Origin of the sequence: Caldanaerovirga acetigignens (genome assembly GCF_900142995.1) — a bacterium.
Classification (GTDB): Bacteria; Bacillota; Thermosediminibacteria; order Thermosediminibacterales; family Thermosediminibacteraceae; genus Fervidicola; species Fervidicola acetigignens.
Window position 1 is genome coordinate 1 of record NZ_FRCR01000022.1, and the last position, 23,032, is coordinate 23,032.

The 23,032-nt window shown below is 44.5% G+C and carries 22 protein-coding genes and 2 pseudogenes; 9 read left to right on the forward strand and 15 right to left on the reverse strand.

Annotated elements, in window-relative coordinates; translation table 11 throughout:
* The 5 genes and pseudogenes from BUB66_RS11240 to BUB66_RS11260 form a co-directional block, all read right to left on the reverse strand.
* Positions 1-647 (reverse strand): iron-containing alcohol dehydrogenase (locus BUB66_RS11240; protein ID WP_143156277.1); only part of this gene is annotated, 647 nt, incomplete at its 3' end.
* Positions 648-722: 75 nt separating this feature from the next.
* A complete protein-coding gene (locus tag BUB66_RS11245) occupies positions 723-953 on the reverse strand; it encodes a hypothetical protein (RefSeq protein ID WP_073258558.1) in 231 nt (76 codons plus the stop codon).
* 23 nt (positions 954-976) lie between these two features.
* Positions 977-1,240 carry a hypothetical protein gene (locus BUB66_RS11250; RefSeq protein ID WP_073258560.1) on the reverse strand — a complete coding sequence of 88 codons (264 nt, stop codon included), beginning with the start codon at positions 1,238-1,240 and terminating at the stop codon, positions 977-979.
* Complete coding sequence (locus BUB66_RS11255) at positions 1,233-1,766, reverse strand: hypothetical protein (protein WP_073258562.1); 534 nt, start codon at positions 1,764-1,766, stop codon at positions 1,233-1,235. Before BUB66_RS11255 ends, BUB66_RS11250 begins: the two co-directional genes overlap by 8 nt.
* Positions 1,763-2,263, reverse strand: a pseudogene (locus BUB66_RS11260) (HD domain-containing protein); the annotation flags it as partial. The gene BUB66_RS11255 and the pseudogene BUB66_RS11260, both read right to left, overlap by 4 nt.
* A gap of 104 nt (positions 2,264-2,367) precedes the next feature.
* Here BUB66_RS11260 and BUB66_RS11265 point away from each other — a divergent pair.
* The 6 genes from BUB66_RS11265 to BUB66_RS11290 all read left to right on the forward strand — a co-directional run bounded on the left by BUB66_RS11265 (position 2,368) and on the right by BUB66_RS11290 (position 7,270).
* Positions 2,368-2,649 (forward strand): hypothetical protein, encoded by a 282-nt coding sequence (locus tag BUB66_RS11265; RefSeq protein WP_143156280.1) that lies wholly within the window; start codon positions 2,368-2,370, stop codon positions 2,647-2,649.
* 173 nt (positions 2,650-2,822) lie between these two features.
* Positions 2,823-3,983, forward strand: coding sequence for an ABC transporter substrate-binding protein (locus tag BUB66_RS11270; RefSeq protein ID WP_073258568.1), 1,161 nt, complete (start codon positions 2,823-2,825; stop codon positions 3,981-3,983).
* A 74-nt stretch (positions 3,984-4,057) separates the two neighbouring features.
* A complete protein-coding gene (locus BUB66_RS11275; protein WP_073258570.1) occupies positions 4,058-4,930 on the forward strand; it encodes a branched-chain amino acid ABC transporter permease in 873 nt (290 codons plus the stop codon).
* Entirely contained in the window at positions 4,931-5,788 is an 858-nt protein-coding gene (locus BUB66_RS11280; RefSeq protein ID WP_073258572.1) for a branched-chain amino acid ABC transporter permease, read from the forward strand. It begins immediately after the preceding gene.
* A complete protein-coding gene (locus BUB66_RS11285) occupies positions 5,725-6,561 on the forward strand; it encodes an ABC transporter ATP-binding protein (protein WP_425291885.1) in 837 nt (278 codons plus the stop codon). Before BUB66_RS11280 ends, BUB66_RS11285 begins: the two co-directional genes overlap by 64 nt.
* Before the next feature lies 1 nt (position 6,562).
* The gene (locus BUB66_RS11290) at positions 6,563-7,270 is read left to right on the forward strand and encodes an ABC transporter ATP-binding protein (RefSeq protein WP_073258576.1); all 708 of its coding nucleotides are present in this window, start codon (positions 6,563-6,565) and stop codon (positions 7,268-7,270) included.
* Positions 7,271-7,317: 47 nt separating this feature from the next.
* On the opposite strand, the gene BUB66_RS11295 is transcribed toward BUB66_RS11290, so the two are convergent.
* The 3 genes from BUB66_RS11295 to BUB66_RS11305 are packed head-to-tail and all read right to left on the reverse strand — an operon-like array spanning position 7,318 to position 11,267.
* Positions 7,318-8,871 (reverse strand): hydantoinase/oxoprolinase N-terminal domain-containing protein, encoded by a 1,554-nt coding sequence (locus BUB66_RS11295; RefSeq protein ID WP_073258578.1) that lies wholly within the window; start codon positions 8,869-8,871, stop codon positions 7,318-7,320.
* Between the two features lie 13 nt (positions 8,872-8,884).
* Positions 8,885-9,988 carry an S-methyl thiohydantoin desulfurase family protein gene (locus BUB66_RS11300; RefSeq protein WP_073258580.1) on the reverse strand — a complete coding sequence of 368 codons (1,104 nt, stop codon included), beginning with the start codon at positions 9,986-9,988 and terminating at the stop codon, positions 8,885-8,887.
* Between the two features lie 4 nt (positions 9,989-9,992).
* Positions 9,993-11,267 carry a cytosine permease gene (locus tag BUB66_RS11305; RefSeq protein WP_073258582.1) on the reverse strand — a complete coding sequence of 425 codons (1,275 nt, stop codon included), beginning with the start codon at positions 11,265-11,267 and terminating at the stop codon, positions 9,993-9,995.
* 260 nt (positions 11,268-11,527) lie between these two features.
* On the opposite strand from BUB66_RS11305, the gene BUB66_RS11310 reads away from it, so the two are divergent.
* The 3 genes from BUB66_RS11310 to BUB66_RS11320 are packed head-to-tail and all read left to right on the forward strand — an operon-like array spanning position 11,528 to position 15,394.
* Positions 11,528-13,090 carry a sigma-54 interaction domain-containing protein gene (locus tag BUB66_RS11310; RefSeq protein WP_073258584.1) on the forward strand — a complete coding sequence of 521 codons (1,563 nt, stop codon included), beginning with the start codon at positions 11,528-11,530 and terminating at the stop codon, positions 13,088-13,090.
* 4 nt (positions 13,091-13,094) lie between these two features.
* A complete protein-coding gene (locus tag BUB66_RS11315) occupies positions 13,095-14,195 on the forward strand; it encodes a DUF917 domain-containing protein (protein ID WP_073258586.1) in 1,101 nt (366 codons plus the stop codon).
* On the forward strand, positions 14,192-15,394 hold the full coding sequence (locus tag BUB66_RS11320; RefSeq protein ID WP_073258588.1) for a hypothetical protein: 1,203 nt from the start codon (positions 14,192-14,194) through the stop codon (positions 15,392-15,394). Before BUB66_RS11315 ends, BUB66_RS11320 begins: the two co-directional genes overlap by 4 nt.
* A gap of 33 nt (positions 15,395-15,427) precedes the next feature.
* On the opposite strand, the gene BUB66_RS11325 is transcribed toward BUB66_RS11320, so the two are convergent.
* The 7 genes and pseudogenes from BUB66_RS11325 to gldA form a co-directional block, all read right to left on the reverse strand.
* Positions 15,428-16,687 (reverse strand): four-carbon acid sugar kinase family protein, encoded by a 1,260-nt coding sequence (locus BUB66_RS11325; RefSeq protein WP_073258590.1) that lies wholly within the window; start codon positions 16,685-16,687, stop codon positions 15,428-15,430.
* Positions 16,680-17,642 carry a 2-keto-3-deoxygluconate permease gene (locus tag BUB66_RS11330; RefSeq protein ID WP_073258592.1) on the reverse strand — a complete coding sequence of 321 codons (963 nt, stop codon included), beginning with the start codon at positions 17,640-17,642 and terminating at the stop codon, positions 16,680-16,682. The genes BUB66_RS11325 and BUB66_RS11330 overlap by 8 nt, the downstream gene beginning before the upstream one ends.
* A gap of 17 nt (positions 17,643-17,659) precedes the next feature.
* Positions 17,660-18,817 carry a UxaA family hydrolase gene (locus BUB66_RS11335; protein ID WP_073258593.1) on the reverse strand — a complete coding sequence of 386 codons (1,158 nt, stop codon included), beginning with the start codon at positions 18,815-18,817 and terminating at the stop codon, positions 17,660-17,662.
* Positions 18,814-19,116, reverse strand: coding sequence for a UxaA family hydrolase (locus BUB66_RS11340; protein ID WP_066353976.1), 303 nt, complete (start codon positions 19,114-19,116; stop codon positions 18,814-18,816). The genes BUB66_RS11335 and BUB66_RS11340 overlap by 4 nt, the downstream gene beginning before the upstream one ends.
* Before the next feature lie 154 nt (positions 19,117-19,270).
* Positions 19,271-21,154: a sigma 54-interacting transcriptional regulator gene (locus BUB66_RS11345; protein WP_073258595.1), complete on the reverse strand. Its 1,884-nt coding sequence runs from the start codon at positions 21,152-21,154 to the stop codon at positions 19,271-19,273.
* A 96-nt stretch (positions 21,155-21,250) separates the two neighbouring features.
* A complete protein-coding gene (pdxA, locus tag BUB66_RS11350) occupies positions 21,251-22,285 on the reverse strand; it encodes a 4-hydroxythreonine-4-phosphate dehydrogenase PdxA (protein ID WP_198409454.1) in 1,035 nt (344 codons plus the stop codon).
* Positions 22,286-22,666: 381 nt separating this feature from the next.
* Positions 22,667-23,032, reverse strand: a pseudogene (gene gldA, locus BUB66_RS11355) (glycerol dehydrogenase); the annotation flags it as partial.

Here is a 23,032-nt window from a genome sequence, read left to right on the forward strand (position 1 = left end):
TTAAGCCCGTCCTCCAAAAGCGTCCTGTAGCAGAGTTCCGCAAGAGCCATGGCAGCCTTCGTGCTCTGCCCGCCCGACAATGCTTTGGCATTCGAGCGCATACAAGCCCGGGCTTCAAAATAAGTGGCTAAGGCATCGCCCATGCCAGCTACTAAGAGTCTTGCCGGAGCTTTTGCTATCATCCCGGTATCTACCAGGACCACATCGGGATTTTGGGGAAGGAATAAGTACTTGCTGAAAACTCCTTCGTCGGTATATATGACGGAAAGCGCGCTGCACGGCGCATCGGTAGATGCAACGGTGGGCACAATCACAACAGGCCTTGACAAAAAATAAGCCACCGCTTTCGCTGTATCGAGGACCTTTCCGCCGCCTATTCCCACAATCACTTCCGAACCTTGCTGTTCGGCTAAAGCTTTTAGCCTGTTTATCTCATTTTCCGAACATTCCCCGTTGAATGGCTCAAAAGTGAGTTTTACCTTTTCGCCCGCGAAGCTTTCCTCTATTGTCGGTCTTGTCCTTTTGATGCCGTTTTCGCTGGCTATGATGAAAAATGAACTCCCCAGCTTCATCGTATGCTCTTTAATGTGCTTTAAAACCCCATTCCCCTGGACGTATTTGCCAGGGCCTATAATTGCCCTTATCATGGCAACCCCTCCTTTGTTAATATTTTATCATATAATGAAATATTTCACAAGATGTCGGGATAGAAATTACTTTTTTTAACCAATTTTCTTATATTTCCTTTCCAATTTTTCTATAAAATTCATAGCTTCATCATATCTATCAAATAAATGAGGTTTCAGATTTCTTATCTTTTCCTGAATTTCTTCGCGGTTATAACCCATTTCCATTAAATAAATAATTGTACTGATGAGTTCTAAAAAAGATGGTTCCTGTTCATTAAGCTCTCTAATAAGATCGGTTTTCTCGGGGAAAACGGCACTTACCATTTTATTATTCTCCAGATAACTTATCAGTTTTTCAGCCTTTTCTTTGTTAGCAGAAAAATATATGTTCCACCAGAAATATTTTCTATTAGCAAGCCAGATTCAACCATCATATCTATATCGTTCTGCAACTCTTGAGAATAAGGTCCAAACAGGTGATATACATATCTTTGTTCAAAGGGAAAACCAAAGGCTTGGAGGATCTGGACAATTTTTTGGAATTTTTTTCTTCCATAAATTAAATTCACACTTGACACCAATTTCAAGATGCTGTAAATGTTTTCATACATTTTTTCTCCGCACTCCCTTTAATATTTTTTCTACATCTTCTTTCAACTCAGCAGGAAAGTATATTCTCCTCTGGAGATAGTTTTTATTCCTTATTGCATCTATAATGTCAGATTTTCTTGAAAGCTCTTCGTAGTTAAATTCATCATCAAAGAAAAATATATGTTTATCCACTTCATTGATCTCATCCTCACCGTTATGTTTCTTACTCGACCGATGTAAGACAACATCTTGGCCATCATGTTTCTTACTAAACCGATGCACGACATAACTGTCTTCATAAGGTAAAGTCGATGTTGTATCTTCACCAATATAGTATTTTGGATCATACCCTTTTTCCCTAGCCTTTTTATATAACTCATTTATCTTTTCGAAAAACGTTAAGCCAAAATCTTCATCATCTATTTCAATACATTTAAATAAACGCCTATTTAAAATTCGTTGAGCAAGATCCTTTAAAATTCTGTCAATTTCACTATAGGCAAGACGGTTTATAATTGAAAAAACGACATAATCATCTAAACTCAAATATTCATCATTCGAAGATCAAAACCTATTTCAGTTTGATTTTCAACCATTCCTATTCTTAACGAGTGTAGTAACCATTCAAGATCGAATCTCCCATAAGATACTCCCGTCATTAAACTATCTCTCAAAAGGTAGTCAATCCTATCCACATCTAATTGGCTGCTAATAATTTTGGTTATATGCTGGGGTCTAAATACTTTCGTTATAACATCTCTAACTTGACGTGGCAACCCCTCATCATAAGCCGCAAGGACTCTGTGAACTTCTGTAGTTTCATACATTATAATTCGATTACTCCACTTTTCATGCTTTATCGAAGAAAATCTTTCTACTACATGCGAAAAAGGCCCGTTACCTATATCGTGCAGCAATGCAGAACATAATATTACATTTCTGTACTTTTCCATTTCATCTATCAATTCTTGGGAAACTGAACGATTTTTATTTTCTCTCATTATTTCTATAATCCTCTTTGCCAAGTGGGTAGTACCTAATGAGTGAGAGAATCTAGAATGTTCAGCTCCGTGGAATGTAAACCAGCTAAATCCAAGCTAAGTTGGCCATTACCAGAAGGCAGGAATTCACATTGGGTGATTGTATTTTGCCCGGAAAAAAGTCGCCTCATCGCATTTTTCCAGGAAATAACCCAGGAAATCGAGGGGGCAAAAGCCTTAAGCGAAAGATAAAAGAACTTTACAAAGAGGTGGAAACGATTTTCAACGCACCCAGGTACTATGTTTCTGGTACGCTCGCCATAGGAAGAATAGCCCACAACTCTCCCGAATTTGCGTCCATCACTAAATACATCCTCCACCACCATCAACTGGAATTTTTTTGCACAATCATTGGAAGTGTTCCATTGCAGTATAATTTCGAAATTTGACCTCTGGCTTTATTTCCGGCCAAAGTCAGGTTTTTTATTTTAAATTGGCAATATTTTAAACCAACCGTTGATTTTTTATAAATATTGTGTTATAAATAAACATAACAATTTATAAGCGGAGATATTATATGCAATTATAAATAAATAAAATAAAAAAGAAAAGGAGGATGACTATGAAATTTTCAAAAACGCTGGCGTTAATTGCGATCCTGCTCATCGTCGTCCTTACTGCGGCAGGCTGCGGGCAAAGCTCATCCCAAAACCAGCAGCAAGGACAGCAGTCGGCGGGGGGCGGTGAAACCATCAAAATCGGCACCTTAGGGCCACTTACTGGCAATCTCGCTACATACGGCGTCAGCACCAAAAACGGAGTGGAAATAGCCGTGGATGAAATCAACAACGCCGGAGGCATCGACGGCAAAAAGGTCGAAATAATTTCCGAAGATACCCGGGGCGACCAGACCGAAGCCGCCAACGCGGTAACAAAACTGATACAGCAGGACAAGGTAATTGCCATCGTCGGCGGAGTTATAAGCTCCGAGACCATGACCGCAGGTCCCATAGCCAACGATGCTAAAGTCGTTATGATCACTTCCTCCTCCACAGCAAAGGGTATTCCCGAGATAGGCGACTATATCTTCAGGAACTGCCTGTCCGATGAGGTCCAGGCGACCCAGCTTGCCGAATACGCAGCAAAGGAAATGGGCCTCAAAAAATTCGCCATAATGTACACCAACAACGACTACGGCCTTTCCCTGAAAAACGCCTTTGAACAGAAGGCCAAAGAGCTCGCAAGCGTAGTCGACGTCGAAACTTACAACGACGGCGAAAGCGACTTCAGGGCCCAGCTCACCAAAATAAAAAGCTTCAACCCCGACGCCCTCTACATAGCCGGATACTACACCGAAGCCGCAAAAATCGCGCAGCAGGCCAAGGAGCAAGGCTTGAACGTCCAGATTCTCGGGGCTGATGGTTTTTATTCGCCCAAGCTCATCGAACTCGGCGGCAGTTCCGTTGAAGGGGCGGTATTCACAGCAGGTTTCTTCCCGGACGACCCGTCTGAGGAAGTGCAGAACTTCGTAAAGGCCTATAAAGAAAAGTTCAACGCCGAGCCCGATATGTTCGCCGCCCAGGCTTATGACGCCGCCAAAATCCTGCTAACAGCCATAAAGAACGCAAAAGGCCAGGGGGCAGAAGCCCTACAGGCCGAAATGGCCAAGATAAAGGACTTCCCGGGCATTACCGGCATCACCTCTTTCACCAAAGAAGGCGACGCTGTAAAAGAAGTTCTGATTTTGAAGGTGGAAAACGGCAAGTTCGTCAAGATCCGCTAATTAAAACGGCTATAAAGGCAAAGTCAATGGGTGTAATAGCCCATTGACTTTGCCTTTTAGAAAGGAAGGGAGCCATGTTCGCCGAACAAATTCTAAACGGACTGACTCTTGGAAGCACTTACGCCTTGATAGCACTGGGATACACCATGGTCTACGGCATTCTGGAGCTCATAAACTTTGCCCACAGCGAAATATACATGACAGGTGCATTCATCGGCCTCGTTATGGTAACGGCATATAAATTCCCCTTTCCTCTTGCGCTTATCATCGCCATGGCCGGCTCTTGCCTCTTAGGGGTAACGATTGAAAAAGTTGCTTACAAACCCCTCAGGAAAGCGACCAGAATAGCCCCTTTGATAAGCGCCATAGGTGTTTCCATATTCCTTCAAAATGCTGCCTTGATACTCGCCGGGCCCCAAGTTCGGGCATTCCCGGTTAATTTCAAATCCGCCTCGATTAAGCTAGGCCAATCCATGCAGATGTCTTCGCTTCAGCTCTTGATCCTCCTCATTTCCATAATTTTGATGGCAGGTCTTCATTTCCTGATACACAAAACCAAACTGGGTCAGGCCATGCGTGCCACCGCTCAGGATAAAGAAGCCGCCCAGTTGATGGGCATAAAAATAGACCGGGTGATTTCCTTCACTTTCGCCATCGGTTCTGCCCTGGGCGGCGCTGCCGGAGTCCTCGTCGGCGTCTATTTCAATTCGGTAGACCCTATGATGGGCTTTTTCCCCGGACTCAAAGGCTTCGTGGCCGCAGTGCTCGGCGGCATAGGCAATATCCCTGGAGCCATGCTCGGAGGCCTGATACTGGGAATTGTGGAGGTATTAGGCGCAGTCTACATGTCCCGCTACAAGGATGCGATTGCTTTTGCAATGCTGATCATAATACTCCTCGTAAAACCGACGGGCCTTTTAGGCCGAAAACTCCAGGAGAAAGTGTAGGTGGAGCAAGTGAACAGCTACTACGTCCAGATACTTACGGTGACGGGAATAAACATAATACTAGCTGTGAGCCTGAACCTTGTCACCGGCTTTACCGGTCAACTTTCGCTCTGCCATGCCACATTCATGGGAATAGGCGCCTACACGGCGACGCTCGCCGCACTAAAGCTCGGCATCCCTTTCGCGGCGGCGCTTATCCTGGGCGCCTTATCCGCGGCATTCTTCGGATTTATCATCGGAGTCCCGACCCTTCGGCTGAAAGGTGATTACCTGGCAATAGCCACTTTAGGCTTTGGCGAAATCATGAAAAACATCCTCCTTAATCTGGAGATAACCGGAGGTCCCATGGGACTCAGGGGCATCCCGAAGGTCACAAACGTTTACGTCGTATATTTGTGCGTCGCGTTGGTCATCTTTTCTCTCAACAGGATAATGCATTCTAGAGTTGGGAAATCCTTTATCGCAATAAGGGAAGATGAACTGGCGGCAGAAGCGATGGGAATAAACACCCCAAATTTCAAGATACTGGCTTTTGTCGTAGGAGCTTTCTATGCCGGTCTGGCCGGCGGCCTTTACGCCTTCTTCTTTCGCTACATCAACCCTAACAACTTCGGATTTATGAAGTCAATAGAGATTTTGAGCATGGTAGTGCTTGGCGGTTTGGGCAATACTTACGGTGCAGTGCTGGGCGCAGCGATAATAACCGTGTTGCCGGAATTCTTAAGGTCTGTTTCTCCCGTCATCGCCCAGTACCGCATGGTGTTTTACGGGATACTTCTCGTCGCCATGATGATATGGAGGCCCCAGGGGGTAATGGGCGAAAACAAGGCGATGAAAAGAAGGAGGCAGGCAGCATGACTCTCCTTGAAGGGAAAAACCTTACCATGGTATTCGGAGGACTTACTGCCCTCGACTCCGTAGATATTCACATAAACAAAGGAGAAATTCTAGGCCTTATAGGTCCTAACGGCGCTGGAAAGACCACGCTTTTTAACCTGCTCACAGGCGTCTACTCGCCCTCCCGGGGCAGTATCTACTTTAAAGAGAGGGAAATAAAGAATCTAAAGCCCTATCAGATAACGAGGCTAGGCATTGCGCGGACATTCCAGAATATAAGGCTTTTCGGCGAAATGAGCGTTCTTGACAATGTTATAATAGGGCAGCACTGCCGCACCAAAACCGGAGTCTTTGGCGCTATTTTCCGTCCCCCTGCCGTCCGAGAGGAGGAAAAAAGGGTGAAGGAAAAGGCCATGGAAATCCTGGAATTCGTCGGTCTTGACGATGCGGCAAAAGAAAAGGCTAAAAACCTCCCTTACGGCAAGCAGAGGAAGCTGGAAATGGCAAGGGCATTGGCCACAGAACCGGAGCTGATACTTTTAGATGAACCAGCCGCCGGGATGAACCCTCAGGAAACCAACGAACTCATCGAACTAATACAAAAGGTCAATGACGCGGGGAAGACCGTACTGCTCATCGAACACGACATGAAACTGGTGATGGGAATCTGCCGGAGGATAGTGGTCCTCGACTACGGCAAAAAAATCGCCGACGGCACGCCCGAGGAAGTGAAAAACGATGAGAACGTTCTCAAAGCATACCTGGGTGCCGCCCTGGACAAGGAGGTAAAATAAATTGCTGAGACTCGAAAACGTAACCGCCCACTACGGAACGATCCAGGCATTGAAGGGCGTTTCGATAAACGTAAGCGAAGGCGAAATAGTAACAGTAATAGGTGCAAACGGAGCGGGGAAAACCACGCTCTTAAAGACTTTATGCGGCCTCGTTAGCGCCACCTCCGGAAAGGTGTACTTTTACGACAAAGATATAACCAACCTTCCCACATCCGACATCGTAGCAGCAGGCATTGTCATGGTTCCGGAAGGCAGAAGGATTTTCCCGCGAATGACCGTCCTGGAAAACCTGCAGCTCGGCGGTTACCTCAACAGGAACAAAAGCGAAACGAAGGCAAATATGGAAAGGGTTTTCGAACTTTTCCCGATACTTAAAGACCGCCTCCACCAGATCGCCGGGACGCTGTCCGGCGGCGAACAGCAGATGCTCGCAATAGGGCGTGCCCTCATGTCGCGCCCCAAGCTCCTGCTTTTGGACGAACCTTCCATGGGCCTTGCCCCAAAGATAGTCCTCAGCATCTTCGACATCATCCGCCAGATAAACCGCGAAGGGACCACGATACTTCTGGTGGAGCAGAACGCCCAGATGGCCCTTTCCACCGCCCACAAGGCCTACGTGCTGGAAACGGGCAGGGTCGTGATGGAAGACACCGCCGAAAAATTGCTTCACAATGAACAGGTAAGGAAGGCGTACCTCGGGGAAGCATAGTAATAAAAAAGAGCCGCGAAATAAACGCGGCTTTTTACTATACTTAATCAGCTTAATTTGCCTGCAGCTTTTACCCTTATCCTTACGGCATTTCCGGGCAGGTACGCCAATGGGATATCCTCTACTTGAACAATCTCTACCGTTGAAGGATCTGCCCCTGCTTTTATGGCCTCATCTTTCGCCCTTTCCTTTGCTATTTTTAGAGCTTCTTCTCTGCTTATCTCGGACAATGAAAATATGCTGTCAATCTCTCCGCTCACCTGAGCAATCGCTGCCCCAAGAGCATTGGCGACTCCGAAATTGTTCGGCCTTATTATTTCGCTCACTCCGGGAATTTCGCTCCCGACTATAATGCTTCCTCCGCCGACCAGCACGAGAGGCTGGGGATTCTTGCTTATCTTCATTTTATCAACGGCTTCTATTATCATTTTCTGCATTTTGTCGTAAGCTTTTCTTGCAAAATCAATGGAAAGGCCCCTAACCTTACTTTCATCCCCTACCTGGGCAAACCCGAGGCGGACTACAACGTCGGTAGCAGTGATCGTATTTCCGCCGAAGACAAGGGCTTCTTCAGTTATCCTGTACCCTACGCTATCAGGACCTATCTTGATATCCCCGCCCTCTTCGCGGATTATGGTGCTACCACCAAGGGCTATCGAGATAAGGTCAGGCATCCTGAAGTTAGTCCTTACACCTCCGATTTCGACAGCAATGGATGATTCCCTCGGAAATCCCTGCGTTATCACGCCTACATCGCTGGTAGTGCCGCCGACGTCTAGCACTAAGGCGTTTTCCAGCTTGCTCAGGAACGCCGCCCCCCTTATGCTGTTTGTGGGGCCACAGGCAATCGTGAGAATAGGGTAGCGCATAGCATAATCTATGGACATCAGCGTCCCGTCGTTCTGACAAAAGTAGACCTTGGCTTCCGTAATTCCCTCCTTTTCTAAAGCCGATTTAAAGCCTTCTGCGGTGGTTCTTGCAACTTCAACCAATGCCGCATTTAACACCGTCGCATTTTCCCTCTCAAGAAGGCCAAGAGAACTAATCTCGTGTGAAAGAGATATGGATATATCCCCGACAGTCTTTTTGAGGATTTCTTTTACCCTTAATTCATGACTTCTGTTTACAGGAGAAAATACGGAAGTCACCGCCACGCTATTGATGCTGTCTCTTTTTATTTCCTCTGCTATTTTGTAAAGCGCCTCTTCCTCCAGAGGGCCTATTTCTCTCCCGTCGTATTCATGCCCCCCCTGTATCAGATAATAGTGCCTTCCTATTGCTTCAACAAGGTCATCAGGCCACCCCACAAGAGGGTGTATCGCCGCAGTGGCAGGATACCCTATCCTTATTATCGCTGTCTTGCATAGCCTTTTCCTCTCCGCTATGGCATTCGTAGCATGGGTAGTGCCGAGCATAGCATACTTTATATTTTTTCGGTCAATTTTACTTTTTTCTAAAACCCTGTTCATAGCTTCAAATATGCCGCTTGACACATCTTTTGTGGTAGGTACTTTTACGCTTTCTATAATTTCCAGATTTTCATCTACCAACACGGCATCAGTATTCGTGCCGCCCACATCTATGCCAATTCGGTACTCCAATTTATCACACCTCCTATAAACAGTTCAGTTCTTCTACCGGCACGTATTCTACATCATACCCAAAATACCGCGGCCCCACCGTCTGTATCCCTTTTTCGCTCCTCCACTTTTCATCACAAGGCAATCCTAAAACAAATGCCCTCTGCCCGTACCGCAGGCCTTCGGTGGTAATGGGTATACCTGTGTGGGCATCCACAACGCAAATCAAATCAGGTACAGTAGCCACTATCTTTCCGTTCCTACGTGCTATCAAATTTTCGTTCTGGAAATTAATTTCGAGTTTTTCACCCTTAAATTCATCTATCCCATCCAGGTATGCCTCACCCCTTACAAAGCCGCCTGATGTTTTTCTCACCACATCTGATATTTTCCCTTTAAAAAGAGGTATCCCTCCTGTCGCATTTATTATAGCCTCGATGGGGTCATCGCCATTTTTGTGGGCTCTCCTTATCACCTTTCCTATCTGAGCAGAATACGAAACTATGTCTCTTATGCCTGCCTCTTTCACCTGTCTTCCCGTCATCGGATAAATAGCTATCATCACCGAGCCTCCCATTACAACGGTGGCGTTTCTTGCGAGGCTTTCCGTCCAAAAATTGTTTACCGTCTTCAGAAGAATCGAGTTTCCTTTTTCATCAGCGAGCACCATAGGAGTCGCAGGTATCCCGAAAAGGTGGTAAGTCACCATCTGAAGTTCGGGAAAAGCCCTCCCCATGCCATCCACGTCCACAAGGGGAACACCTTTTTCAGCCGCCACCATTATGGGGATCATCGAGTTAACTCCTCCTGCTTCTATGGGAAGTACCGCATATACCTCTTTACCCAGAAAACTCTGGAGGCTTTCAAATGCATTGAAAATTTCCCGGCCTGAAGGGATTTTCTCCACAAGAACCGTCGGAGCCCCCATCATCGCAACGGGAACGACTAAAGCTTCGTCTGGGATTTCTTCTACGTCAATCAATCTCACAGGGCCTTTATTTTTTATAGACTGAATCGCCATAAGCTTTCCTATGTGGGGGTCGCCACCTCCCCCTGTTCCGAGCAAGGCAGCGCCCACCGCAATATCTTCCAAATCCTGCAAATCTATGAATTTCAGTTTTTCAACGGCCCTCTTCATGGTTCTATACCCCCCTGCGATTAGGTGCACTGTTTTTTGAAAAAGATTTTGACATACCGTATAGAACGAGGTAGGAAATTATCGCAACCACAATTCCGTTTATAGCCGAGATCCCAACCTTGACAAAAAGAGCGGCGATAAATCCTAGCGCCCAAGATATTATCCCGGCCCAGTTGATTTCGCTGATTTCCGACTCCCACAACTTCTTATCGCCTTTTTTCATTATCCAATAATCGGCAATCATGCTGCCTGCTATTGGAGGTATGCCGGCAGTAAGGAGTATCAGGAAAGAAGTAAAGTAATTCAAAATGCCCATAACAGCAAGCAATGTGCCTATTGCCCCTGCTAAGAAGGTCATGAGCGGCCTTAACTCGTTCTTCATTTTAAATAGGTTAACTATCGCAAGGCCTCCAGAATATGCATTGACCGTATTAGTCGTCCAGGTAGCCAAAACAAGGATGATCGCTCCGACAAAACCGAGGCCTATTTTCGTTACCGCTATTGTTATGTCGTAAGTGCCTCCCACTACCGTGAGAAGTGCTCCGACTACCAGAAGGAAGATGCCAGTCGGAAGTACTCCAATGAAACCGGAAAGCACAGCATCCTTTCTGTATCTCGCGTATCTTGAAAAATCTGGCGCAATTACTCCTCCGACGGCAAATCCGCCTACCGAAAGACCTATAGCGTAACTCCAAGAAAAATTGTCCTTTGGAACATAATTGATGACATTAGTCATCCCGTATGAGGAAATCACTTTTATTAATCCCCATATTGAAAGTATGATCAAGGACGGAATGGCGATATAATTCAAATATTCTAAGGCCCTGTACCCGTAAACAGCAGTTGTGAGCATTATTATGCCCCAAATAAGTCCGCTCAACCAGACTGGAACATTTAGACCAAGCCAAAGGTTTAGAATCTGAGAAAACGCAGAACCTGCCACGTTGGCCTGAACCCCGAACCACCCTATCGTCGATATTGCGAGTATCGACGAAATTATAAACCTCGCACCTTCCCTTCCGAATGCCGAAGAAGAAGCTACAACTGTCGGCACTCCCAAGTCCGACCCCTGCATTCCTTGAAACGTCATAAAAATGATGATTATGACGTACCCGATGGCACCTGCGGCAATAGCTTTAAAAATAGGCATCCCCTGAACGATTGCGCCTCCAACCATCAAAGAGGAAACACATATCATCGCTCCAGCCCAAATAAGGGCTATGTTATACCACGGCCTCCTCTCATTCTCAGGGATTGGGTCTAACGCGTGCTGTTCCATTTGAAAATACCCCCTTTTAATATTTTAATGTGTGAAAGTTGGTTCGACCGTAAAATTTTCTAGCAAAAACCGTGCCAACCTAGATTTGCCGAAATTTGTTTTTTAATTTGAGGAATTTTGCCTTGTTTTGTCTTTTAATGGGGTATTGACATTTCGCATTTATTTCGATTTAATAGAGTTAAATTCTAATTTTCAAGGATTTTATCACTGTTTCTCATTTTTTATCAGTATTCTTTTTATCAATAAAAAATGGTGATATTATGAGAAAAGAATTGGAAGAAGTTTTTAATGCGACCGATATGATTCAAATTGAAAATAGTTGTAAAGAATTAGCCTTACGACCAAATTCCCATTTAGCGGTATTCTCTCCACCGTGCAGTGAATTTTGCCCACATAAAGACGAATGCAAATACGAACTGATAATTTCTTTTAAAATTTTTGAAGAAGAATTTACCTATGGTTTGCCCAAGGGTAAGAGTTTTAAAATACCTCCGGCAGCTTTCTTAAAACTGCTGTCCTTGCTGTGTGAAAGTTTGACCGTTATGGAAGAAAAATCTATCAACTCGGAGATTATAAAAGATGCGTTTCAAATCTTGGCAAGCCAGCTTCAAGTGGAGTTTTTGCTTTATAACAAAAAAGGCGATTTAATATTGAGCCACCTTTTTTTGCAGCAAAGGCCTCTTTTTTTGGAAGGTCTAGAAAAACTTCAAATTTCACCTAACGCAGAGGGCACTGTAAAGACGTCATTTGGCAAGTTTTACTATCACAGGCCATTAAAGGGAAAAGAGCCAGAAGGTGTCTTGCTCTGGAGAATGAAAAGCGCAAAAAAGGCCGAAAACGAGGCCTATAAGACAAATGACCATTTTTTCGCCCTTATAGGCAAAAATCCTCATTTTGTCGAAATAAAAAAACTACTCAAGCATATCGCGCAAAACGACCATACTGTGCTTTTACAAGGGGAAAGCGGAACGGGAAAGGAACTTTTTGCCCGATATATCCATAATTTAAGTCCAAGAAAAGAAAATCCTTTTATTGCCATAAACTGCGCTGCGATCCCCGAAAATCTTTTGGAAAGCGAACTTTTCGGATACGAAGATGGCTCTTTTACCGGCGCAAAAAAAGGAGGGAAACCTGGCAAGTTCGAACTTGCCGACGGTGGAACCATATTTCTTGACGAAATAGGAGATATGCCTATGCCACTTCAGGCCAAACTCCTGAGGGTTTTGGAAGACAGGCGTGTCGAGAGAGTAGGTGCGACTTCCCCAAGGCCGGTAGATATTAGAGTAATAGCCGCGACTAATAAAGATTTAAAGGAACTAATAGAGAAAAAGATGTTCAGGGAAGATTTGTTTTTCAGGTTAAACGTATTCCCCGTAAATATACCGCCCCTTAGGGAACGGCGGGATGATATCCCGCTCCTTTTGGACTTTTACTTAAAAAACGTAATAATCGAACAGGACTGGGGTTTTAAAATTTTCAGCCCCGAAGCGCAGGAAATTTTAAAAAATTATACTTGGCCCGGCAATATCAGGGAATTAAAAAATGTGGTCACTTATGCGGCATCAATCTGCAAAGAAGACATCATCACTCCTGATTACCTGCCGAAATATCTGATGACTGGCGCACAAAGCGAGGTTTACGTCGGGGGCAATCTAAAGGGCAAGTCCAGTTTCGATGGTGAAAAAGATGTAAAACATCGCCTGGAGACTTTGCTCGAAAAATACGGAAGATCTACCGAAGCCAAAAAGGTCATCGCCGGGGAATTAGGCGTAAGTCTTGCTACCCTTTATCGATGGCTGAACAAATATGGGATAAGTAGGTGATAACGTGCTAAAAATCACGGCAGACTGGATTGAACCTCTTTGGTACGGAAGTATATTCCTAGGTTCCGGTGGAGGAGGAAAAAGCGGGCTTTTGGCATCGCTTTTGGTAAAAAATTTAAAAGATAGTTATATCCCGCTAATTGCACATGAGGACATAGCGAGCAGTGATTATTTTTGCGGCGTGGGGCTTCTAGGTTCTCCTGAACTTTCTGAAGAAAATATCCCCTCAGGAAAGGAAATAAAAATTGCCATAGACGAATTAAAAAGTCATACAGGCCTTGAATTTCGCGGCATTACGGTAGTAGAAGGAGCAGGCGTGAACATCTTTTACCCCCTTCTGGCCGCACTCAAGATGGGTCTTCCAGTAGTAGATGCAGATGCGATGGGTAGGGCTTTTCCTGAACTACAAATGACCGCCTATCACCTTGAGGGTATGCCGGTCACACCTCTAGTATTGGTAGACGGGACTTATACCGTCCACCTTTTTTTGGAAAAGCAGGATACCTTCCTGCTGGAACTGAACACGAGGCAAATTGTAAGCGAAAAAGGCGGTGTAGGTTATTTTGCAGGTTTTCCCTATCCTGGGTCTGTCCTAAAGAAGGTACTTTTCCCTGGAACTCTCAGCTTTGCGAGAGAAATAGGAGAATGCTTTATGAAAGCCGAAAGCTATGAGGAACTGATGGATCTATTGCTTGAAGTAACAGCCAATTCATTTTACGGCCCGGTTGTTGAAATTTTCAAGGGCAAGGTGAAAAGCATCTCCGTCTTTTCCACATCCAAATGGAAATCCGCTACAATCGTGTCTAGAGGAGAGGAGATAAACCTCCTTTTCCAATATGAAAACCTCCTCGTCTTTAAAAACAGCCAAATAGCCGCGAGCGTGCCAGATCTCATTTGCGCTATAGATTTGGACAGGCTTACTCCTGTAAACAACAGCGAATTTTTTGAAGGCCAATATCTGGCGATTTTAGGCTTGCCCGCACCATTGAGATTGAGGATAAACAGAGCCTTGGATGTCGTAGGCCCACAGTGTTTCGGATACAGAACAATCTATATGCCTTTGGAAAGAATTTACCAAAGGTTCTACAGGGGGGTCTATTTTTGAAAATAGCGCTGGCAGTCCTGAAAAACGGAAATAACGGGAAGATCGTCATTTTTTCTGGAAAAAATATTTTATATGAAGCAAGATTTAACAAAGACTTATTCGAAAAGCTTGTGCATTGCACATCTATCCTCAGCATCTCCAGCAAGGACTTTGAAAAAATATACCTATGCGCACCATTTTACTCCCTGATTTCCAATGAAAGCACAGCGATAGTACACTTTCGAGTCGCATCTGAATTTTTCGATGCTCCAAAAATTAGCGGATTTATATCAAAAAATGCAAAGATAATCCACACAACACCCGAGGACATTCAAACCCAGATCAAAAAGAATATGGAATATATAGATAAAGCCAAAGTAGTTTCTATAATTTCTCCCTTCGGCCTGGTTTACGCCGACCAAGAAAAAGCTCTAGCAAACCAGTTAAAGGCAATGGGAAAGGACAAAATACTGACTTCCCAAGAATATCCACATCTTGGATTTTTCAGGAGGGAAAAAGCACTCCTTGCTGCAGGAAATTTCTTAGTGCACGTAATTCCTTATTTAGAAGAGATTAAAAAATTTTTCCTTCCCAATTGCCCGCCGATATACTGGGTAGAAAATGATGCGGTGCTTCTAGAAGGGAATTTTTTGCCCAGAACGTGCGGTCCCGACCAGGAAGATGCACCTTTAATTCAAATATCAAGGGGCTGTTCAATCCTATACGGCTACCCTAAAGCACTGGCTATATTTAAGTCCGGCGGCGTTTTTAAAATCTTTTTAATAAAAGGAATCCTTGTTGAAGAGATATCTCCAAAGTTTAATTTACATTCCCCATTGTCATCCCAGCTTTACCAACTATTGCTTGAAATAAAGCGTGGTTATTTCGAAGAAAAAATAGAGATTATACCTATTTTTAACTTTACGAATATTGACCTCGCAGACAGCTTTCCATTTCGATTTCAAAAATTAAGCCCTTATGCAGTGAGGCTTAGCCGTCTTTTGGGTATAGCGTGCGCTCCGAGGAGCATCGCTGCCACTTGCATAAGTGACCATAAGGAATTACAAGATATTAGAGAAAAGCTCTTGAAAAAACTTATCTCGATAAACGAAGGAAGGGGACTTATAAAAGAACCAGCAGTATTCTTCAAAGAAGTTCCTATAAGGTATCTTAAATCGGACTTTTCCCTGCTTACGGTAGGATTAAGGGAAGGCAAGTGAAAAACCGCGCGAAAAAGCGCGGTTTAACGGTCATTATTCATCATGACCTTTCAAAAATCTCACAGCTTTAACTATGGACTCATCATTGCCAAATGCTCCCGCTTTGGTCACAACCCTTATTCCATCTGCAATTCCTCCTATCAAGGTAAGTTCTGGTATGCCCGGTTCTAATTCAGAATTTATCCTGCAACCGGTGGCGGAAAGTTTTTTCACTACATGTACTGCTGTATCCCCTCCAGTAAGGACCATACCGCTTGGTTTCCTTGCTTTTACCACCTCATATGCAACCTCTCCCATGAATCGCGCTATAGCTTCGCTGGTTTCCGCGGAGGAAAGCCCCAAACTTTTTCCAACCGCAATCGCATCAGTAACGTCTTTCTCTTCTAATGCCGATGCAATTATGACGTCATTTGCCTTATCCATAAAATCGAGCACCTGCGCGGAAACACGTTTTATTTCATCGTAAGGGTTTATCAGAGCTTTCTTTACATCCACTTTTGCCAGAGCTATTTGGCTTTCTTCGGCTGCCCGTGATATTTGTCTCCTGGTTACCTGACTTACGCTTCCCGCCACCACCAAAATCCCATCTTCATTCTTTCTCTTCTCAAGGCAAACCATAAGTGCCTCGGCAAGACCCGCCGAGCCTATCCACAGTGCTTTCTTTTTAAGGGAAAGGACAGCTTCCGCTATTTTTACAAGATCTTCTTCTGTCGCAGCATCAAAAGCGAAAACATCGTACTTTTCAAGGTCTTGCAATATGCTTTCGGCCAAATTTTCATTTATCTCTTCTAGCTTTTTCAGCCTCACCGGAATATCCAAACTTTCTTCTAATAACTTTTTTACATCGGAAGTGGTCACCGGATTTCTGGGATCTTTTGCAAGTTCGGTTTTATCGACGGGTACACCGTTGAGGTAGTGAATACCGTTTCGAGTGGTGCGGCCATTTTTCGGAAAGGCAGGGGCGAAAACTATAATTTCGGGTTTTAGGCTTTCCCGCAGGGCTTTTATTTCAGCTCCTATATTGCCCCTTAACGTCGAATCTATCTTTTTGTAAAGTACCGCATCTTTATATCTTGCGATTAAGGAAGATACTTCCTTTAACGTTTCATAAGCTTTCAACGACGGAAGGCTCCGGGTTTCGGTATCTATGACCAATGCATCGACTATGTCCTCGTATTTTTCTATGCCGGAAATTTCCGTTAAGGTAACCGACAAGTATCCGTATTTTGCAAGCTGTACCCCGGTGTCATTGCTTCCTGTGAAATCATCAGCTACAATTATAACCTTAAACAACCTTCTCTCTCCCTGCTAAATTTTTCCCGCGCTCTATTTTATCAAGGTAGGATACCAAAAGAGGACACAAAATCGCTGTAATTATTACCGACGCCGCAACTTGAGCCGTCGCGGCAGCCACCAAAGGCTCTAAAGTCGGGTCTACGGCAGCGACGGCGGCAGGAGTTGCAACTGCATTACCTGCAGTCGTTCCAATGGCAGCTCCGACCCCTTTATTTTCACGGAAAATATACTTAATGGTAAGATGACCTCCCAAGCCTGTGAGCACAACGGTCAAAATACCTAATAAAATGCCTGGAAATCCCGCTTTAAGGATCGTCCTGAAATCTAACGCTGCCCCTAAAGGAAATGCAAAAAACGGAATCAAAAGCTTTTGACCAGGCGCTAGAAACTTTTTCCATTCTTCATCCAAATTCCCTAGTATCATTCCCACTATAATCGGAATAACCACGGCGACCAGCGCTATAAAAGGAATATTGGCAAGGCCTGTTGCTCCCATAGCTACCATCGTGAGAAACGGTCCGTCGTTTATCGAAAGGATAGCTATCGCACCCACATCCGTAGGGTCACCGTACTGCGAAGCAAGCGCCGTATACAGTCCTCCATTGGAATTTGTAACCGCGGATATAATAGCAAGTGCTGATATTCCGAAAAGTCCTGTAGGCCCCATAAACTTACCCACAACCCACCCCAAAGCTGCACCGATAAAAAACTTTACTGCAGTCAACGTTACACCTTTGCCCAGAGAAACACCTGCTTCTTTTAATGTAATTTGCGCCCCGTTACAGAGCAGGAAAAGTCCAATTAATGGCATGGCCCCCTGTTTAAATAGCGCTGTGGTAAATCCCCCTATTTGTAAAGCCTGAGGGAAAAAAGTATTTATTATTGCTCCTAAAAGGAGGGGAACTACCATAAGTCCCCCAGGGATGCGTTCGATAGTCTTTAGGATCTTCATCAGCTTCTCCCCCCGTCTTAAAAAGTAGATATCAGCTTATACATACCGAATTCCCTGTGTTTTAAGGCTTCCGCCTTCGTAAGCTTGCCGTTGCACACCTCAATCAGCTCTTTAAATAACCTTTCGCCGACATCTTTTATAGTTTCATCGCCTTCCACTATGGTCCCGGCATAAAAATCTATGTTGTCCACCATTTTTTTATACGTCTCGGGATTTGCAGTTATCTTTATAACAGGAGCAATAGGTGAGCCGGTTGGAGTTCCTCTGCCTGTAGTGAAGACTACCACCTGAGCTCCTCCGGCGGTCATGCCGGTAATAGACTCTATGTCCTGACCGGGAGTATCCATAATGTAAAGCCCTTTGCCTTTTGGCTCTTCGCCGTATTCCAAAACGCCCTGGAGAGGTTTCGTGCCGCCTTTGTATATACACCCTAGCGACTTTTCTTCTATAGTGCTTATTCCTCCTTCAATATTCCCAGGCGTCGGCTGGCCACCTCTCATATCTACGCCCATCGTCTTGGCCTTTTCTTCGCACCTTCTCACCATATCAAAAATCTTTCTTGCAACTTCTTCATTTACCGCGCGCTTTGCCAGCAAATGTTCGGCACCTATTATTTCAGTTGTTTCCGAAAACATCGAAGTTCCGCCCAAATCGACTATCTTGTCAGACACGTACCCAGCTACGGGATTGGAAGCAAGCCCCGAAGTCGTATCGGAACCTCCGCACTCTACAGCGTAAATCAAATTGGATATATCTACCTCTTCCCGTTTAAACTGTACAACCTCTTGGGCCATGTCCCTTATTATTCTGGTCCCAGCTTCTTCTGCCTTTAAAGTACCGCCGCAGTCCTGAATTATTATATATTCCACCTTTTTCCCGGTCTTTGCAATCTCTTCAGCAACCTTTTCAGTGGGCACACCCTCACATCCGAGCCCCACGACAAGGGCCGCAGCGACGTTGGGGTTTTTTCCCAAACCTATTAAAGTCTTTGTGGTTAGCTCCAGGTCCGCGCCTATCTGACAGCAGCCGTGCTGATTGGGAATTGCCACCGCACCTTCTACATGCGAAGCTATACGCATCGCCACTTCGCTCGCACATACCGACGACGGTATTACAAGGATATGATTTCTTATTCCTACCTTTCCGTCGGGCCTTACATAACCTAATATTTTCATCTTCCTTCCTCCTCCCAATCTCCTCTTCCCCTCAGGCTTTCAAAATTGTGAACGTGGACGTGCTCTCCCGTTTTTATGGGACGTGTGGTTCTACCGATTACTTCACCGTACTTGATTACTTCTTTTCCCAGGTCAATATCCACGAGGGCAAATTTGTGACCGAATGGAATGTCATCGAGCAAATTCACCTTAACTATTTTGCCGTCTAAATCCACATTCACCTCCTGCCCTTTCTTTAGGTCCTGCACCGCAGTGGCTACGTTGTCTTTAGGGTTTATAACCACCGCCAATTTCTTCATGAAAATCACCTCCGCAAAAAACAATTTTGCAATTAATATGCCAAAGCCCAAAATCTTTAAAAAATGCTGTTTTCCGGGTTGAAAAACTCCGGTGTACTATTGCAAAAAAAATCAGTTGATGCAAAATGCATCAACTGCCCCAACGATCTTTCATTCATTGCTTTTTTAATTTTCTCCAAAGGGTTGTTCTGTTAATCCCCAACCTTCTTGCAGCCTCTGATATATTACCGCCCGTCAACTCCAAAGCTTTTTTTATATATTCTCTCTCCACAAATTCCAAGGGTTTTATATCGCAACTCCAGTCTCTATATAATTCATTGCCAGCCTTATGTTCATCGGCATCGCAGCTAAATTTAACATCCCCCACGTCTATCCACATTTCATCGCAAAGGGCAACAGCCCTTTCGATTATACTCTCAAGTTCCCTGACATTTCCCGGGTAATCAAAGGTCTTTAAAACATCCATTGCCCTCGAAGTTATGCCTTTTACGTTTTTCCTGCATCTTGCCGCATGTTTTTTTATCAAATGAGGTACAAGTACATCTAAATCTTCTTTCCTTTCCCTCAAAGGCGGAATATTTATGTGTAGCACGTTTATACGGTAAAAAAGGTCCTCTCTGAACTTTCCCTTCCTTACCATATCGATGAGGTTTTTGTTTGTAGCAGCTATTATCCTGACATCTACTGGAATCAATTTGTCGTCCCCTATCCTCCTTACCTTTCTTTCCTGAATTACTCGAAGAAGTTTTGCTTGAAGCCCTATTGGCATCTCCCCTATTTCATCTAGGAATATAGTCCCTCTATGTGCAAGTTCAAAAAGCCCGACCTTTCCCCCTTTCACCGCACCTGTAAAAGCGCCTTCCACATAACCAAAAAGCTCGCTTTCCAGGAGATTTTCCGGCAGTGCGGCACAGTTTACCGCAACAAAAGGACCATTTTTCCTCAAGCTGGCATTGTGGATGCTCTGGGCGAAAAGCTCTTTGCCGGTCCCAGTTTCGCCTACTATCAACACCGTGGAATCTAATAGCGCATACTTCTGAGCTTGCCTTATCACATCGTCCATTTTTTTGCTTTTGTACAAAATATCGTCGAAACTATACTCGGCAACAAAACCCCTATCCGACAGCTTCCTCCTTATGCTGTGTTCCACTTTTTGAAGCGCCGCCACCTCCTGAAAGGTGGCAACAGCTCCTACGATTTCATCGTTTACAATAACGGGCACCCTGTTGGTCACTATCATGGTATCTGAAACTTTCTGAAGTTGACCTATCTGGGGTTTTCCGGTCTTCAGCACTTCATAAAGTTTGGTATTTGGTATAACTTTTTCCACCCTCTTGCCCAAAACCTTGCCCGACGGTTGCTTAAAAATTTCCTCCGCCATTCTGTTGTATATGGAAATTCTTCCATCTTTATCAACCGCAATTATCCCGTCATGCACAAAATCCACTATGGTTTTAATCTTTTCCGTCCTTTCCTTTTCGGCCTTGATGGCCTCCGCCAGCCTGAAAGCTTCATTCACGGCGGAAGCTATCGCCTCTTTCCCCGAAGTTATAAGCCTGCTTTCTAAACCGAGCTCCTTTGCGCTGCGAGCTCCAATCGTATCGCCGATTATTATCTTTATCCCTTTTTCCTTCGCCTCTTTCACTTGCTTTGGCCCTATTTCCTCTTTTTCTATCACGATTTTGACAATATTAAGGTTCAGCACCTCGCCTATAACTTCACAGCCATATATAACGTTTTTATATCCGGCCACACCTACTACTTCTTTGTAGCCGAGTAGTCCTTTAAACTGCCTTAAAATATCATAAGCGTTTACCTTTATTTCCACGACCGGAACCGAAACCGCCTCTTTTATGAGCTGATAAGTACCGCCGCGACTTATTATGACATCGAATCCTTCTTTTTCCCATTCCTTTGCGACTTTAACTCCCTCGCTCAAATCTCCAAGCTCTATGCGTATATCCACGCCCAGCTCTTCTTTCACATTTAAGGCCATATCGAGTAAGTCCCGGTAAGGAGCGATAAGCCCTATTTTCATCGCAAAAACCCCTCATTTAATTTTCTTCATATCAAACGAAAAATCCTTTCAATAAATAAAAAAACCCCAAATACCGGGGTTTTTCAATGACAAAATTTACTTTATTTGAAACTTATATCTTGCCATCTTTACCGCCATCTTAATGGCATCCACCAAACTTTCCTCGTTTGCCCTTCCCTCTCCTGCTTTTCCAAACGCCGTCCCGTGGTCTACTGATGTGCGGATTATAGGAAGTCCGAGCGTACAATTTATGCCTTTTACCTCAGTAAACCTGCCCGTCTTCGTATCAAGCTTAAATCCCGTCAATTTAACCGGTATGTGCCCCTGATCGTGGTACATCGCCACGACCACATCGTACTGACCCGACAGGGCCTTTACAAATACGGTATCCGGCGGCACCGGGCCTTCCACATCGATGCCTTCTTTTTTTGCCTCCTCAATGCCGGGGATTATATACTTTTCTTCCTCGTCGCCAAAAAGGCCATTTTCTGAACTATGCGGGTTCAACCCGGCAACGGCAATGTGGGGGCTTTCCACATCCAGCATCTTCATTGCATCGTATGCAAGCTTTATTACCTTATACACCCGCTCTTTCGTGATTAAATCGCAGGCTTTTCGCAAAGAAACGTGCGTCGTCACGTGGACAACCTTCAAATTGTCGTTTGCCAGCATCATGGCATATTCTTTCGTTTTCGTTAAATCGGCAAATATCTCGGTATGGCCCGAATAATGGTAGCCGGCCAAATTTATGGCTTCCTTACTTATCGGCCCTGTTACTACTGCATGTATCTTATTTTCCAAAGCCAGCTCTATAGCCTTTTTAACGTAATTAAAAGCAGCGTTACCGCAAGTTGCGCTTACTTTTTTGTATTCCCAGCTCCCCGGCGCTAAAAGGTTTAGATTAATGTAATCTACCGTCTTGTAAATTCCCTTAGCTTCACTCACATCGGGTATTTCCCGAAGCGTCAAATGCAAATTCGTAAATTCATTCGCATCTTTCAGGGCCTCGTAATCTCCGATGACAACGGGAATGCACTCCTTGTAAATTTCTTCTCTTGCCAAGGCTTTTAGGGCTATTTCAGGCCCTATTCCTGCAGGATCGCCCATCGTTATGCCGATTATAGGTCTCATTTCTTGTTTTCCCCTTTCTATGATTTATAAAAAATTTATCAAACAATTCCTACATTCATAACTGTAACAAAGCAAAAATTATGCCAACCATAAAATTCTCTAAATACGCTTATTTACATTAAAGATGTTGCATTATGCAATATATTTGGAACCGGCGATGTATACCTTCGGCTTAGCTTTCAATATCTTTTTGCCATCAAGCTCAACCGGATAACCTAAATAAATCAGATTGGCGCTGGGACATTCTTCCGCCTGAATGAGCTCGCAATGTTATAACCTATACTTTGCATTTTTATCAACAAAATGATAAGTATACTTTGATTTTTCGCCCATGCCGGGCACACAAAAAAGGCCGCGTCTTTGCGCGGCCTGTATTTCAGCTTACTTTATAGCCCCTTTCATCGCCCTTCCAAGGGCATCGGCACCCAATATGGCATTGTAAACATCTTCCGGCGTCACTTTAAACGGCATGTTGTGAATGGTCTCACCCTCAGCGCAGGATGCTTCCGCCACCTTCCTTATGTCCTCCTCCTTCACTTCCTTAATGCCTAGCTCTTCCAAAGTTACAGGCAAGCCCACATCCAGGCAAAAGCCTATTACTTCTTCCAGTTCTTCCATGGGACTGTTTTCCATCACAAGCTGTGCTATGGTTCCAAAAGCAACTTTTTCTCCGTGATACATCTCGTGGCATTCATGTAAGACCGTAAACCCGTTGTGGATGGCGTGGGCAGCGGCAAGCCCTCCACT